This window comes from Citrobacter sp. W9 (assembly GCF_026719375.1).
GTDB lineage: Bacteria > Pseudomonadota > Gammaproteobacteria > Enterobacterales > Enterobacteriaceae > Citrobacter > Citrobacter werkmanii.
Window position 1 is genome coordinate 1 of the sequence record NZ_JAPPTE010000006.1, and the last position, 14,683, is coordinate 14,683.

A 14,683-nucleotide genomic window follows, 5' to 3' on the forward strand; every position below is an offset into this window, starting at 1 on the left:
CACATAAATGCCAGCGTACCCGGCGTGATGGTGATTTTAAAAAACACTACGAAGATGATTCCAGTGTCACTACCTATGAACCGGAGCGGGAAAAGAACAGTAATATTTATAGCGTCACGGTGCCGGTTGAAAAAGGCTGGTACTGTGACTGGAAACTGAGTAATGTTGAATTTAAACTAAAGTATAAAAAGGGGAGCGAAATTCTTGAGGGAATTGATGACACAATCTTTGAAAGAATCACGTTTGTGTTTGATGAACATTATCCCCGGGCTACAAATGGACAATCTCAACCCCTGCCAGGGAGGAACAAAATAATTAATGAGGAATTTTATCCCTATAAAAGGATAAACCATCTGATAGGGAATCTGGTGGAAATTTCATTTACGGGTCGTGTCTATTTTTATACCTATCGGCTTGATAATGAAATTGAACGCATTCTGTTCAGACCGATAATTCATACTGATGAGATGGTGATACTGTCAGACCCTTTGACGTTGAAGCACGGAGAAAAGGTAAAACTGGTTTATCCGGATGGCTATGTCGAATACGGAAACCCTTTTCCCGATTTTGAACGATTGCAGAAAATCAGGCGCGAGCGCCAACAAACCAGTAATTAATGTAATATTCAGCCATGATAAATTTTACCAGAAAAACGTAATCAATATCTTATCTGGTGAAACAAATATAACCACTCTAATTCATCTCAGGCTGTCAGAGGAATATATCATTTATGAGTTATCCACATGGTTATATAAGAATAAGACACAATAAACCTCTGCTTCTCACCATCTTTTATCTGCTGCTGTCCGGATGTGACGGCAGTTTCTTTTCATCTGATGTCAGAAAGGTCACTATAGCAATGGATACGCCGGACCTTCTTGAGAAACCGTGGTTCTCCGTGACCTATCGCTCACATAAATGCCAGCGCACCCGGCGTGATGGTAATTTTAAAAAACACTACGAAGATGATTCCAGTGTCACTACCTATGAGCCGGAGCAGGAAAAGAACAGTAATATTTATAGCGTTACGGTGCCGGTGGAAAAGGGCTGGTACTGTGACTGGAAACTGAGTAATGTTGAATTTAAGCTGAAGTATAAAAAAGGCAGTAAAATTCTTGAGGGAATTGATAAGACAATTTTTAAAAGAATCACGTTTGTGTTTGATGAACATTATCCCCGCGCTGCAAATGGACGATCTCAACCCCTGCCAGGGATAAATAAAGTAATTAATGAGGAGTTTTACCCTCGAAAAAAGGAAAACCATTTAGCCGGAAATCTGGTAACGCTTTCATTTACAGGACGGAAAAATTTCTACGCATACAGGCTTGATAGCGATATTGAACGTGTCATTTTCAGGCCGGTTATACATTTTAATGAAGTGGTTACCTGGATAGATCCTTTAACCTGGGGGCATGGTGAACAGGTAAAACTGGTTTATCCGGATGGTTCAGTCGAGCTTGGAGAAACTGAACCTGATTTCGAACGGCTGCAGAAAATCAGTAGTGAACGCAAAGCATCGGCAAACTAACACTCAGTAGAGATAGATTTGCCAAAAGTGTAACAATTAATTTAATCAAGGATTATGCCAAACATTGCTAGCTCTTCAATGTTTATAGTGGTTCCCAATACAATCATTATATTAAATGATTAGTGAGACTATTTAATAGATATTTTATTAGGAGGTTCATTATGTCAAAAGGTTTTGTTTTGCTTGGTGATAAAACGACTCATGGAGGAAGTGTGATATCTGCATCTTCTACCATGTTTGTTCAAGGGAAAAAAGTAGTTCTTCTGGGGGATCTGGTCAGTTGTCCGATACCCTTCCATGGCATTAATCCTATTATTGAAGGTTCATCAGAATGGTTTTCTGATGGTAAACCGATAGTTGTCGATGGATGCCATAGTCTGTGTGGATGTCAGGTTATTTCAAGTGCGCCGGAAGCATCAATAGGATGAAACCATGGGCTGGGAACGCCATAGAATTATCACGCCCGTAGCTCCTGAACCTCTTTCTCTCTGGCGATGGATACTGGTCGGTATATTATCAGTAATAGTAAGCATCTTACTTTTTGTATTGCATGCAACAGAGCATCTGTTTTTTATTAATGATGTCAACATCTGGCTGGTTTCACTTTTTCCAGTGTTCCTGTGGTTAATAATTGCCAGTATTAGAGGGTATTTATATGGGCGGGCGCTTGAATATTATGAGTTTTTGCAAAAAGAAATATTGATTTCTCAACGTGAATGGCAGTCTTGGGGACAGCGCTCTATTGTCGTGATGAATAGCTGCGTATTGTTACCAGAGAAAATTACCGTTGCAATTATTGCTGGTAATTCAAAGAATATCGCAAACCAATATGATTTGGTTAATCGTATCAATTACTTACCTCAGGTCAAAAATCAATGCCATGCCGCGGCTGTTTTGCTTAACAGTATAGCTGAGTCTCTGAGCATATTACCGACTGGCATTCCGTTGCATGTAACCCTCGTCACGGATGGTTCAACTGAAGAAATTTGCTTACTACAATCCAACTTTCATCGCATCTGGCAGACAAGTTTACCTGCCAAGCCGCAGCCTTCCTCTGTACGGATTGTCACTGAGTTTCCGTGCCACCAACTGGATACGAACCTGAAAGATGCTGAAGTCAGAAGCGATCTTTTTCTGATTTTGCAATTTAATGGGCACGATAAATATTCTGATGGAATGGCTGTTTTTCTTTTAGCCAGTGATGATGTTGCGCGCAATTACGGTTTGGAAGGAAAATGTCGCTTATTGCGTCCAATGCCTCTGGATAAATCGTGTTTGTCGCAAGATTTAACCTCTTTTTTTACTACACAGGTCAGTGCGAAAAAAACCAGGGCCATTGTGTCTGATTACCAGTCAATTGCTTCGTTGAGTACGCAACTCTATCCAATTGCTCATGAGAATGGTGTTCATTGGCAGGTTGAAAACACCATTGTTCTTGAACGATTTATGGGGATCCCCGGTCCATTTTCCGGTTGGCTATGTGCTGGTGTGACCGCTGATATGTCAAAGCATCACTCAGCACCATATTTGATCGTTTCTGTTCAGGAACAACAGCCATATATCTGTACCGTTTTACCCTGGAGTGATAATGAATACGACAAGCCATCTATGGAGTAGGGGAAGTCAGGCTGTGTTGTTTTTGGTAATCCTGGCGGGATTATCATGGCTGGCGAATCGCTTTGGTGAGTATCTGGGTGCAGATTCACCTACGAAGAAATTTCTCTTAGTTGTAGCCACGGCAATTTTAATTATTTTGATTCGCCTGTATCCGTATATCAGCCTTTATGCAAGGGAGCATCTGTTTCGCGTAAGCGAGGAAAATGTCGGCGTTTTTCCTGAAAATGAATCCCGAATAGAGGAAATACTCTCCAGGAATATACGGACAGGAGAAATTCGTGATGCCCTAAAAGGGAATTACGGCCGCCGCTGGCGCGCCAAAACGCGTATTCTGCTGGTGATGGGGGATGCCTCTCAGGTTGAGCTGCTGGTGCCAAAACTCACCTCTCTGCGCTGGGTTGAAGGGGATGGCGTGGTGTTAATCTGGGGAGGTGGGCTCACTGAAACGCCAGATGTCACGCTGTTTGATGCGATACGCAAGCTGCATCGGCGCCCGCTGGACGGGATTGTATGGGTAACCCCCACCTTTCAGCACCAGCAGGCATTGGTTCAATCAGCACCTGTTGTCTCTTTAAGCGCAGAACAAGCAGATAATGCCGCCCGCCATCTTCAGGCTGTTTTTACCACGCTTCGCTGGCGAGTGCCGTTGTACCTTTGGTCGCTGCATGGCACACGGGATGACGTAACCCTACACTCTGCGACGTGTTTGTTTCCTGCAGGATGCACCACGGCTTTATGTCGTTCGCAGTTGACCTCGCTCGCAATACAGATGGCGGAGCAGGGCACGCAGCAGGTTACGCGCAATATCCGCGATAACGTCTTACTGAAAATGGCTAATTTGCTGATGCATGGCGCAGAAGCCATCAGCGAATCGTTGTCCACTTTTTTTAGCCCGCATCGGCCATTGCCGCTGGCGGCGGTCATCTTGAGCCAGTATGCGGAAAGTACCTCATCGGGCGTTGCGCATGCCTGGAGGCGTGATGAGCGCTGGCGTGCGCTGCTTGATTCACTCCCTGCGTTACCAGCTGAACTTAAGGCACAGCGTACAGGCCGTTCAGGGATGGGGGTGTTGGCAGTCTGTACAGCCGGTTTGATACTGCTATGGGGGGCGGGAATGGTGGTGTCTTTCCTGGCGAATCGCAATCTGATCGGCGAAAGTCTGGATCAGGCGAGACTGGCAGGCGGCCCGGATAAACCGCTCGCCGAGCGTCTTACGGCGCTTTCCGCTCTTCAGCAAACGCCAGGCATGCTTCGCTGGCGTCAGCAGAATGGAGTGCCGTGGTACTACCGCTTCGGTTTAAGTCAAAATGATGCTCTGCTGGATGCGCTATGGCCGCGTTATACGCGTATCGCTATTCCGCTCCTGCGTGATGAAGCCGCTCAACATCTTACTCAGGAATTAACGGCTTTAACCCGGCTGGCTCCAGACAGCGCGCAGTTTGCTGCCCAGGCAAAGATCGCCTACAACCAGCTGAAAATGTATCTGATGCTCTCCCGACCTGAACAGATGGAGGCGTCATTTTTTAGTCAGGCGTTGATGCAAGACTGGCCGGACCGAGCGGGTATTTCGCGTGCATCATGGCAGGGCGTTGGGCCTGGACTCTGGCAATTCTGGGGAGAACACCTTCAGGCGCATCCTGAATGGAAAATAGCAGCCGATAAAAATCTTATTAGCCAGGTGCGAACGCTGTTAATTCGTCAGATGGGGATCCGCAATGGCGAAGCTGCCCTGTATCAGAAAATCATTGAACAGGTAACTCCGCATTACACCGATCTTCGTCTGGAAGACATGACCGGCGATACCCGGGCAGAGCACGTATTTTATACCCGCAGTTCGGTTGCTGGCGTGTATACCCGCAAAGCCTGGGAAGAGGAGGTTTTGCCCGCCATAGAGAAAATCGTAAACAACCGCCGGGAAGAAATGGATCAGGTGCTGGGGGATGATACGCATTCTGCAAGCGATCCTCTTTCTCCCCAGGCATTAAAGACGCGTCTTAGCGAGCGTTACTTCACGGATTTTGCCGACAACTGGCTCGATTTTCTCAACAGTATTCGCTGGAAGCGCACCCAGACGCTAAGCGATGCTATCGATCAACTCACGTTGATTGCCGATATTCGTCAGTCTCCTCTGATTGCGTTAATGAATACGCTCGTCGTTCAGGGACGCACAGGGTTAACCGGTGAAGCGCTGTCGGACTCATTGGTGAAGTCGGCAAAGGAGCTATTTAACACTAAAGAAAATCAAACCATTGACCAGCATGCGCGGGAAGAAGGCCCTATGGCGAGTACCTTCTCGCCAATCCTGGCCTTGATGGATGAACAATCGGCCGGGCAGGATATCAGCCACCTGAGTCTGCAAACCTACCTGACCCGGGTAACGCAGGTCAGGCTGAAACTCCAGCAGATTACTAACGCTGCCGATCCGCAGGGAATGAGTCAGGCCCTGGCGCAAACGGTGTTTCAGGGCAAAACCATCGATCTCACCACCACGCGTGACTATGGCAATCTGGTGGCGGCCAGTCTGGGGCAAGCATGGAGTGGATTTGGTCAAACTATGTTTGTTCAGCCGCTGGAGCAGTCATGGCAGCAGGTATTGCAACCGACCGCGGCGGGCCTGAATGCGCAATGGAAGGCGCTGATTGTGAATGACTGGAACAGTGCATTCGGCGGACGATATCCGTTTCGCGATGTTGGCAGCGAGGCTTCTCTGCCGCTGCTGGCGCAATATCTGCGAAGCGATAATGGTCGGATCCCGCATTTTCTCGAAAGCCATTTAAGTGGTGTGCTGCATAAACAGGGACGTCACTGGGTTGCCGACACGGTGAATGCTCAGGGACTGGTGTTTAATCCGGCGTTCCTCGAGGCGATGGACCAGCTCAGTCAAATTGCGGATGTCGCATTTATTCGTGGAGAAGCCGGGATGCGTTTTGAGCTGCGTCCTGGAACGGCGCGGGATGTAATGCAGACCGACCTCGTACTGGATGGGCAGAAACTCACCTACGTTAATCAGATGCCAGCGTGGAAAAACGTTGTCTGGCCTGCCGATACGCAAGCGTCAGGGGCAACCCTAAGCTGGGTGAGCACCAATACGGGAACCCGAATCTACTCAGATAACCCCGGTACCTGGGGGTGGATCCGACTGCTTGAGAAAGCGGAGATAACCGATAACGCTGGCGTGAACAGCGGTTTTAACCTGCGCTGGACAGCGCAGGATGGATTGCCGCTGAACTACACCCTGCGAACGGAAGCAGGTGAAGGCCCGCTCGTATTACTCAAACTCCGCGACTTTGAACTACCAGAAGCAATTTTTGTTGTTAGCAGCAAGATTTCCTCAGAGGAAGAAGAATGAACGCTCTGAAACGTCTACTGGATGCCAGCACGGCTTCGCCAGATGAACAACAGCAACTCATGGAGCAGGCGCAAACGCAGACTGCGCTATGGCAAAACTGGCTATTGCCCATTTCAGCAGCCAACCCTGGTGGTGAAGATCCTGGCTATGACGATGATTTTCAGCGTATGCGAGAGGAGGTGAATAAACTGTCTGGCGCGCAAACGGAGCTCATCATTGAGCTTGCGGAAAAAATTCTGACCCATACCAGTAAAGATGTCCGTGTTGTCACCTACTACACATGGGCGCGTTTGCATCAGGATGGTGAGTCCGGTCTGGCGGATGGTCTGATTTTGCTGGCTGGCCTGATGCAGCAATATGGCGATTCTCTCCATCCCTTAAGAGCCAACAGCCATAAGGCCGCCCTTGAATGGCTGGCAGGCGGGCGGATGCTGGATAGTCTGGCGCGTTTTCCCGAGGTTTCACGACCTGACACGCAACGGATCGCCGGTGCGCTGATGCTACTAGAGCAGCAATTTAGTCAGCGAGAAGAGAGTATTCGTCCAGGGCTTGGGGCGTTGTATAGCGCGCTGGAAAATCGGCTGGCGCAGTCTGGCGGCGCTCAGGCATTGGTACCGCAAAATATCAGCGCTCAACCCAGTCGACACAGCGCAGAAACCCCCGTCCTCAAAAGTATTGCTTCTGGCCGTGAGCTGCTGGAACAGGCACGGGTGTTGGCAAAATACTTAAGCGATCAGCCGGAAGGCTGGCTGGCGGCGCATCATTTGATGAAAAGCGTGCGCCTCGATACGGTCAGCCAGCTTCCTCCGCCAGATGGCGCCGGACGTACACGCCTGGTACCGCCCAAGAGTGATTACCGCGCGCAGCTCAAACGTCTGTATTTGCAGCAAAACTGGACTGAACTGATTGAGTTAACTGACAGCTTATTTGTCGAGGGAGTGAATCATTTCTGGCTGGACGTGCAGTGGTACCTTCATCAGGCTCTAACCAGGGCGGGTTCGCCATGGGATAAAAATGCCACGATTATCATCAGCGATCTGAAAATGCTACTACATCGGATGCCGGGTCTGGAAACACTGGCTTTTAACGATGGAACTCCCTTTGCTGACGATGTCACCCGCGAGTGGATAGCCCGTGACGTGCTGCAGGAAAGCGACTGGCGGACGGAAAAAGTCGCTGCGACTACCGCTGGGGCGGATGACGATATTCTGCTCCTTGAAAGCGAGGCGCTGGCGCTGGCGGATAGCGAAGGCATTGAAGCAGCGCTTGCCTGGCTTCAGACTCGCCCCGGCATTATTTCACCTCGACAGCGTTGGTTACGCCAGTTGTTGATGGCCCGTCTGACCGAACAATGTGGGCGCAACGATCTCGCGCTGCATTTGCTTGGCGAATTGAATACGACAGCACACGCTCTCACCCTCAAACAATGGGAGCCTGAACTGCTGTTTGAAATCAAAGCGCGACGGCTGAAACTTCTGCGTTTAAAAGCCAACCGCAGTGAAAGTGACAAAGCGCGTCTGGCGCCAGAGATGGACTCTCTGTTGTCCGGTTTGGTCGCCATTGATCCCGCCAGAGCCGCCGTCTTGTGTGGCTAAAACTAAAAAAGCGAACTGTAAAATGGAAGATTTAACTCTGCGTTATTATGACGCGGAAATGCGTTATTTAAGGGAAGCGGCAAAAGAGTTTGCGCAGGCGCATCCGGATCGTGCAGCGATGCTGGATCTGGATAAAGTCGGCATTCCCGATCCGTATGTGGAGCGATTATTTGAAGGTTTTGCATTTTCGATGGGACGCTTGCGCGCCAAAATCGATGATCATCTCCCTGAATTTACCGAAGGCTTAATGAGCCTGCTGTGGCCACATTATTTACGTACCATTCCCTCCTTAAGTATTGTCGAGCTTTTACCTGATATTGATGTACTGAAAATGAGCGAACGGATCAATGCGGGGTTTGGTGTATTGTCCCAGCCAGTTGGCCCTAAAAAAACGGTATGTCAGTATCGTACTACTCAGCCCGTCACGCTCAATCCACTGTCTGTCACGGTGGTGAATATTGATGCCGAACCTGACGGACGCTCGGCCATCCGTATGCGAATAAAGTGCAATCCGCAGATGGACTGGTCGCAAACCGATCTGACGCGCCTCAGTCTTTATCTGAGCGGCGACGCACCGGTGACCCACGCGCTGCACCTTGCTTTGACAAAGCGTCTGGCCTCTCTTTATTTGAGACTCCCCAATAGCGTAGAACGTATTCGACTGGAGGGGTATTTTTCCCCGGGCGGATTTGCCAGTGAAGACAGTTTATGGGCAAAAGGCAATACGGCGTTTGGCGGTTGGCAATTATTGCTTGAGTATTTTACGTTCCGCGAAAAATTTATGTTTGTCCATCTTAACGGCCTGGAAAAGGTAACGTTTCCTGCCGGTATAGCGTGTTTTGAAATAGAAGCTGTACTGACTCAACAGTGGAGTTCTGAGCTTCCTCTGGGGAGTGAAAACATCCGTCTTCATTGCGTTCCGGTTATTAATCTCTTCACTCTGGAAGCCGATCCGCTGGTGGTTAATGGGCTTGAAAGCGAATATTTGCTGCGTCCGCGCAGATTGCAGGATGGTCACACGGAAATTTATTCGGTGGATGCGGTTTCAGGTTCGCAGCGAACGCGTAATGCCGTCTATGTCCCCTTTACCAGCTTTCGCCACAAGGGAGGCATGATGCGCCGTAATGCGCCTGAACGTTACTACCATACTCGCGTCAGACGCGGCGTATCCGGATTGTATGATACCTGGCTGATACTCGGAGGAGATGCCTGGGAGCGGGATCGTCTGGCTGAGTATGAAACCGTGTCTTTGAAAGTGACCGGCACAAACGGTCAGCTACCCAGACGAGCGTTGCAGAGTTCATTGCTTAATCGTTGTGAGCAGATCCTCCAGACGCCGCTTGCCGTGCGTAATCTATGTAAACCGACTCTCCCCGCTTACCCTCCCGCTGAGGATCGTTTTCACTGGCGAGTGTTGAGTCACCTGGGATCCAGCTTTCTGAATATGATGGCCAGCGCTGAAGTGCTCAAAGGAACGTTGTCTCTCTATAACTGGCAGGATGATGAGCTTAATTATCGTCGTCTGGATGCGATCATGGATGTTCAACAACATGAAATACAGCGCTTTGAAAAAGGATTTCTACTACGAGGGGTGGACATCGAAATAACGCTTGATGAGAACGGATTTACCGGTGAGGGCGATATTCATCTGTTTGGAGAAATGCTTAACCGCTTTTTTGCATTGTATGCGGATATTCATTTGTTTAATCAGCTTACTTTAATCATACAGCCGGCAGGGAAAAGCTTGCGATGGAAAGAGAATCACAATCAGCGGCTACCCGGCTGCTAAATAGCCTTGGTGAAAACCTGCCCCGTACCAATTTTTATCGTTTCTGCCAGTTGCTGGAACAGTGGGGTCCACAAGCACCCTGTCCCGGAAGCCAACAAAGCCCGCGCTTCGATGCCGTTCGTTTTCGCCCTCATCCGGGAATGGGCTTCCCGGCGGGGGAGCTAAAAAGTGCAGTATATGATCCGCAACAACCCACACTGCCGCCAACGGTTCGGGTCACTTTTATGGGGTTGTATGGTGTGGAATCGCCGCTGCCGACAACCTATCAGGATGATATCGCCCAGCGTCAGGAAGGCTCAGACGTTGCCGCTGAGTTTCTGGATATTTTTAATCACCGCTTAATTACGCAGTTTTATCGAGTCTGGCGTAAATATAGCTATCCAGCGACCTTTCGCCCGGGCGGTACAGATGAAACATCGCAATATTTACTGGGGCTAACCGGGTTGGGGATTCCGGGATGTGGTAAACAAACCGAAACCCCGTTATCGCGTTTTTTGGCGCTGTTAGGAATAATGAGAATGCCAACTCGCACGGTGGAAGGAATATCCGCGCTGGTTTCTTTATTATCGCCAACAACAAATATCACCGTGACCCCTCATGATAAACGCTTAATCCTGCTGGATAAGGCGTTAAAAATGAGTACACGGCAACCCGTTAGCCTTCATTCTCGTCCGGTGATGGGGCATAGCGCCGTAGATATTAACAGCCAGGTGCTAATTACTCTGACAACGGATGCTCCCGATGAGGTTCGTGACTGGTTACCCGGTGGTCAGCTTTACCATGATTTTCTCGCGCTGATGCACGTTTATTTAGGTGCCAGGGTGAATGCGAGGCTGCAATTACGGATTTCTCGCTCGGCGCTTCCGGATGCTCAACTTACCAGTAATAAAAGCGAACGCGCAGTACAGCTCGGCCGAACGGCTGTAATGCGTCTGGATAATCCCGAAACGAAGAATCAACTCATAACGATTACACTTGGGCTTTGGCAGAGCCTTAGTCAACACGATCAGCGGAGGGAAGCCGATGAGACTGGCGATTATCGCTATTAATTTTGCCGTAATAACCGCAATGAGCAGTCTGGTAACCGGATGTGGTCTGACACAAAAAGTATCTGAAGGCGCAGTGTCATTAACGAAGTCAATTTTTTATAAGGAAATTAAAACATTGCATTTGGATTTTTCCGCCAGAGAAGCCGCTAATAAAAATGCGCAGGGTATCGCGCTTTCAACTGTCGTACGTATTTACCAACTCAGAGATCGTAAAGCATTTGATTCGGCAAACTATCAGTCTTTATTTGCGCAAGACAGCACGGCGGTGAAAGCAGATTTGTTGGCTCAGAAAGATATTCGGGTACGTCCTGGTGAAAGCGTAACAGTCGATATTCCACTCGAAAATGAAGCGCAATATGTTGGCGTGGCGGGAATGTTCATTTCTCCCGATCAGTCTGAGGATTCATGGCGTGTAGTATTAGGTCGTGAAGATCTCGATCCTGATAAGGCGCGAGTGATTGAATTAAATTCTCAGGCTCTGGCTCTCCTGACGCAGGAGGACGAGTAATGACTAAACGGCCTTCTCTTTATGACATCTTGCTGGGTAATTTTTCCGGTGGTTTTCCTTTGCACGCAGTTAGTGAAAACACGCAGGTCATTTTGTCCGTCCTCGATAATATGCAGCGGATTTTGAATACTCGTGCCGGTAGCCTCAAACATTTGCCCGACTACGGTCTGCCGGATATGACCAAAATCCTCCAGGGGATGCCAGGAACGGCGCATCAGCTTATCAGCATACTTTCTCAGGTTTTATTGAAATATGAACCGCGACTAAAAGGTATTCAGGTAACGATGCAGGAGCAGGAAGCGCCGGGGCATTTGCGTTATGCAATCGATGCTGAACTGCAGGACCTGGGCATTGTTCGCTATGGCACTGACTTTACCCCTGAGGGACGGGTGCTTATTCGTCATCTTAAGAAGCAGGGCTGGCTTGAGACGAGAGTGTACTGACATGGAAAAGAATCGCATCATCACCGGTGGCGACCCGCGTGCTTTTACGGAGTTCGGGCAGTTACGCGATGAAATCAGCAAACTGACTCACCCCGCGCGCCCGGATGTTGACTGGCACAAGGTTGAACAGTTAAGCCTGACATTGTTTCGTCATAACGGCGTCGAACTGCAAACCCTGGCCTGGTATACCGTCGGCAGAATACGTAATGCGGGCCTGGTAGGGCTTGCCGAAGGCGCGGAACTTATGGAAGCCTTATTGACGCATCACTGGAGTGCTATATGGCCGCAGCAGACGCATGCCCGCGTTGAGGTTCTTGCATGGCTGTCTGCCCGTTTACAGCAAGAATTGCGTACGCTGACGCTGTCATATGCTGATTTATCAATGGTGTATCGGGTTGAACAGAGTTTAAAACATGCCTGCGAAGTGCTGCAGCGACTTGAGTTGAAAGCGCTGAGTAAACTGGAGGCAGTGGTTACCTGGATGCACAATGCTGCTTTGCGTCTGGAGAAGGCTGAAGCGGATTCGGGAGCGGGCGCTGTGATGATACCGGCTTCAGGTGCGACCATTAACGTTGAGACGTCAGTGCCACAGTTGGTCTTTGTGGTTAATGAACCTGTGCCATCAGAGCAATCGAGCGCAACGGTTTTTGCTACTCAAACCGCACATGGAACCCGACGGATGTGGTTGGGGTTTGCGATCGGTGTCATGGTGACTGCGGTCGTAAATACAGGCGCTTTTCTTGGTATCACTCATATGCGCGCCGACGGATATGAACTGGTGAAGCCATTGCCGCAGATGCTGACGCCAGAGCAATTGTCCACGTTGAGGCAATCTTCAGATTTGAAGGAACAGAAGCAGGAAATAATTGCCGCAACGCAAGGGCAATTGGACGTTTTACATGACCTGTCACCTTTGTGGTCGAGAGAATATGCCGCATCATTAGCGCAGCAGTTAGTCACCCTGTGGCCGGAGGAATCGCAGACAACGACATTCGTTAGTGGGTTACAGAAAGCGTTAACCACGGAAGCATTGCCGGAAAGCGCTCTGCAAAACTGGCATGATGCCCAGCAGGGTCTGGACGCGTTAACCGCCCGGCTAAATATGCTTGATGAACGCAAAGGTAAATATCTGACGGGGTCGGAGCTGAAATCAGCCATTTTCACTATCCGCCGCCAGCTTGACCAAACGCCGCCGACAGAAGAGTTATTGCGTCAAATAGATGACGAATTAAAAAAGCAGGGGAGTGTATCACCCGCTTTGTATCAGCAGCTCGATATGCGGATTAATCAGCTTCTTAATCGCTATATGCTATTGAAAGAAAGCGCTACGGGAAGGGATTAGATTCTATTCCCCAAAAAGCAAAAACCCGCCTTTTGGGCGGGTTCTTTAAATAGTGGTGCCCGGACTCGGACTAACGCCGTAGGCGTTGAACAGCGTGCTTGTCGCGCTGGCCCCGGAGGGGTGAGCCGCTGGCGGCGAATAATCGAACGGAGTTCGATGGAGAGTCCGCTTCTCCAAAAGCAAAAACCCGCCTTTTGGGCGGGTTCTTTAAATAGTGGTGCCCGGACTCGGACTAACGCCGTAGGCGTTGAACAGCGCGCTTGTCGCGCTGGCCCCGAAGGGGTGAGCCGCTGGCGGCGAATAATCGAACGGAGTTCGATGGAGAGTCCGCTTCTCCAAAAGCAAAAACCCGCCGTTTGGGCGGGTTCTTTAAATAGTGGTGCCCGGACTCGGAATCGAACCAAGGACACGGGGATTTTCAATCCCCTGCTCTACCGACTGAGCTATCCGGGCAACGAGGCGCATTAAACCCGATTCGCTTCGCTTCGTCAACGAAATTTCTTCAAATCAATGCAGACTGCACAATCTATCACCACATTGCTGCTATTGCACGCTTTCTCAGGCAAAAAATGCCGTCCACGCGGCGGAAAGCGGCATTGCCAGCAGCAGGGCCGGAAGCATATTTACAACGGCAAACATTTTGATGCCGCAAATACGTAAACCGGTTGCCAGCAGCAATAGTCCGCCTACAGCGCTGAAATCAGCCATCATCGCAGGCGTGGTCAGGGGTAAAATCAGCGCCGCGCAGGCGGCAAGCGTCAACTGGATTGCCAGCATCGGTACACAAATGGCAGAGACCGCGATCCCCAGCGAACAGGCAAAAATGATGGCCGTGAAGAAATCAAGAAACGATTTCGCGATTAATATATTTGGATCGCCGGTCATGCCTTCATGTATCGCCCCGAAGATCCCGGTTCCGCTGGCGCAAAACAGCACGATGATGGCCACGTAACTTTGGATAAATGATTCATGCGTTGCGTTGGCGTCCGAACGGGTGAAAAGCTGCTGTGCTTTGGCTACGGCGGCGTTAATCCCTTTCTCCAGATGACAGAATTCGCCAATTAACGCGCCAACCAGCGTTGCCAGAACCATTACCGGCAGGTTGGCGCATTTGATAACCAGCAAGATACCAATTCCCAAAGAGCACAGGCCGAATATGGAGGTCATCGAGACCCGAATGCGCTCCGGTAAATGCTGGCTAAGTAGTGCGCCGAAAACGCCGCCAAATAAAATGGCGCCGCCATTAATAAAGGGTCCGATTACCACGTTTGCTCCTGCATACCCATTATCGTCTTGATCCTGAAGGCAATTGACTGGGTGAAATTATGTTTCAGATTGCATTATTATGCCGCTAATTTCAGACAAAATGTTTGTTTATCTGTGAGGTTTTAGCGCCGGATTTTATCTTGCGCCTGTCAGTGAAAGGTGCCATGATTGCGCGAATTTTCTCCTGTCTGAATGGG

At 49.5% G+C, this 14,683-nt stretch carries 12 protein-coding genes and 1 tRNA gene; 11 read left to right on the plus strand and 2 right to left on the minus strand.

The window, feature by feature from the left end:
• The 11 genes from OOJ59_RS10900 to OOJ59_RS10950 form a co-directional block, all read left to right on the plus strand.
• Positions 1-617: hypothetical protein (locus OOJ59_RS10900; RefSeq protein ID WP_200015183.1), on the plus strand; the 617-nt coding region annotated here is incomplete at its 5' end.
• 113 nt (positions 618-730) lie between these two features.
• On the plus strand, positions 731-1,528 hold the full coding sequence (locus tag OOJ59_RS10905) for a hypothetical protein (RefSeq protein WP_148043746.1): 798 nt from the start codon (positions 731-733) through the stop codon (positions 1,526-1,528).
• A gap of 161 nt (positions 1,529-1,689) precedes the next feature.
• Positions 1,690-1,956: a PAAR domain-containing protein gene (locus OOJ59_RS10910; RefSeq protein WP_071692255.1), complete on the plus strand. Its 267-nt coding sequence runs from the start codon at positions 1,690-1,692 to the stop codon at positions 1,954-1,956.
• Positions 1,957-1,960: 4 nt separating this feature from the next.
• Positions 1,961-3,145, plus strand: a complete 1,185-nt coding sequence (locus OOJ59_RS10915) for a hypothetical protein (protein ID WP_153070612.1) — start codon at positions 1,961-1,963, stop codon at positions 3,143-3,145.
• Positions 3,117-6,494: an ImcF-related family protein gene (locus OOJ59_RS10920; protein WP_193157134.1), complete on the plus strand. Its 3,378-nt coding sequence runs from the start codon at positions 3,117-3,119 to the stop codon at positions 6,492-6,494. Before OOJ59_RS10915 ends, OOJ59_RS10920 begins: the two co-directional genes overlap by 29 nt.
• On the plus strand, positions 6,491-8,089 hold the full coding sequence (tssA, locus tag OOJ59_RS10925) for a type VI secretion system protein TssA (RefSeq protein ID WP_137347438.1): 1,599 nt from the start codon (positions 6,491-6,493) through the stop codon (positions 8,087-8,089). The genes OOJ59_RS10920 and tssA overlap by 4 nt, the downstream gene beginning before the upstream one ends.
• Positions 8,090-8,111: 22 nt before the next feature.
• Complete coding sequence (tssF, locus tag OOJ59_RS10930; RefSeq protein WP_137347439.1) at positions 8,112-9,878, plus strand: type VI secretion system baseplate subunit TssF; 1,767 nt, start codon at positions 8,112-8,114, stop codon at positions 9,876-9,878.
• On the plus strand, positions 9,839-10,927 hold the full coding sequence (gene tssG / locus OOJ59_RS10935) for a type VI secretion system baseplate subunit TssG (RefSeq protein ID WP_087856800.1): 1,089 nt from the start codon (positions 9,839-9,841) through the stop codon (positions 10,925-10,927). The genes tssF and tssG overlap by 40 nt, the downstream gene beginning before the upstream one ends.
• Positions 10,902-11,435, plus strand: a complete 534-nt coding sequence (gene tssJ / locus OOJ59_RS10940; protein WP_137347440.1) for a type VI secretion system lipoprotein TssJ — start codon at positions 10,902-10,904, stop codon at positions 11,433-11,435. The genes tssG and tssJ overlap by 26 nt, the downstream gene beginning before the upstream one ends.
• Complete coding sequence (gene tssE, locus OOJ59_RS10945) at positions 11,435-11,878, plus strand: type VI secretion system baseplate subunit TssE (protein WP_085048745.1); 444 nt, start codon at positions 11,435-11,437, stop codon at positions 11,876-11,878. The genes tssJ and tssE overlap by 1 nt, the downstream gene beginning before the upstream one ends.
• A gap of 1 nt (position 11,879) precedes the next feature.
• Positions 11,880-13,220: a VasL domain-containing protein gene (locus OOJ59_RS10950; protein ID WP_087856798.1), complete on the plus strand. Its 1,341-nt coding sequence runs from the start codon at positions 11,880-11,882 to the stop codon at positions 13,218-13,220.
• Between the two features lie 377 nt (positions 13,221-13,597).
• On the opposite strand, the gene OOJ59_RS10955 is transcribed toward OOJ59_RS10950, so the two are convergent.
• Positions 13,598-13,673, minus strand: a tRNA-Phe gene (locus OOJ59_RS10955).
• Positions 13,674-13,778: 105 nt separating this feature from the next.
• Positions 13,779-14,486 carry a DUF554 domain-containing protein gene (locus tag OOJ59_RS10960; protein ID WP_038633642.1) on the minus strand — a complete coding sequence of 236 codons (708 nt, stop codon included), beginning with the start codon at positions 14,484-14,486 and terminating at the stop codon, positions 13,779-13,781.
• Between the last annotated feature and the right edge of the window lie 197 nt (positions 14,487-14,683).

Coding starts and splice junctions, on each gene's coding strand:
- OOJ59_RS10905 (WP_148043746.1), top strand. CDS start 731: ATGAGTTATCCACATGGTTATATAAGAATAAGACACAATAAACCTCTG.
- OOJ59_RS10910 (WP_071692255.1), top strand. CDS start 1,690: ATGTCAAAAGGTTTTGTTTTGCTTGGTGATAAAACGACTCATGGAGGA.
- OOJ59_RS10915 (WP_153070612.1), top strand. CDS start 1,961: ATGGGCTGGGAACGCCATAGAATTATCACGCCCGTAGCTCCTGAACCT.
- OOJ59_RS10920 (WP_193157134.1), top strand. CDS start 3,117: ATGAATACGACAAGCCATCTATGGAGTAGGGGAAGTCAGGCTGTGTTG.
- tssA (WP_137347438.1), top strand. CDS start 6,491: ATGAACGCTCTGAAACGTCTACTGGATGCCAGCACGGCTTCGCCAGAT.
- tssF (WP_137347439.1), top strand. CDS start 8,112: ATGGAAGATTTAACTCTGCGTTATTATGACGCGGAAATGCGTTATTTA.
- tssG (WP_087856800.1), top strand. CDS start 9,839: ATGGAAAGAGAATCACAATCAGCGGCTACCCGGCTGCTAAATAGCCTT.
- tssJ (WP_137347440.1), top strand. CDS start 10,902: ATGAGACTGGCGATTATCGCTATTAATTTTGCCGTAATAACCGCAATG.
- tssE (WP_085048745.1), top strand. CDS start 11,435: ATGACTAAACGGCCTTCTCTTTATGACATCTTGCTGGGTAATTTTTCC.
- OOJ59_RS10950 (WP_087856798.1), top strand. CDS start 11,880: ATGGAAAAGAATCGCATCATCACCGGTGGCGACCCGCGTGCTTTTACG.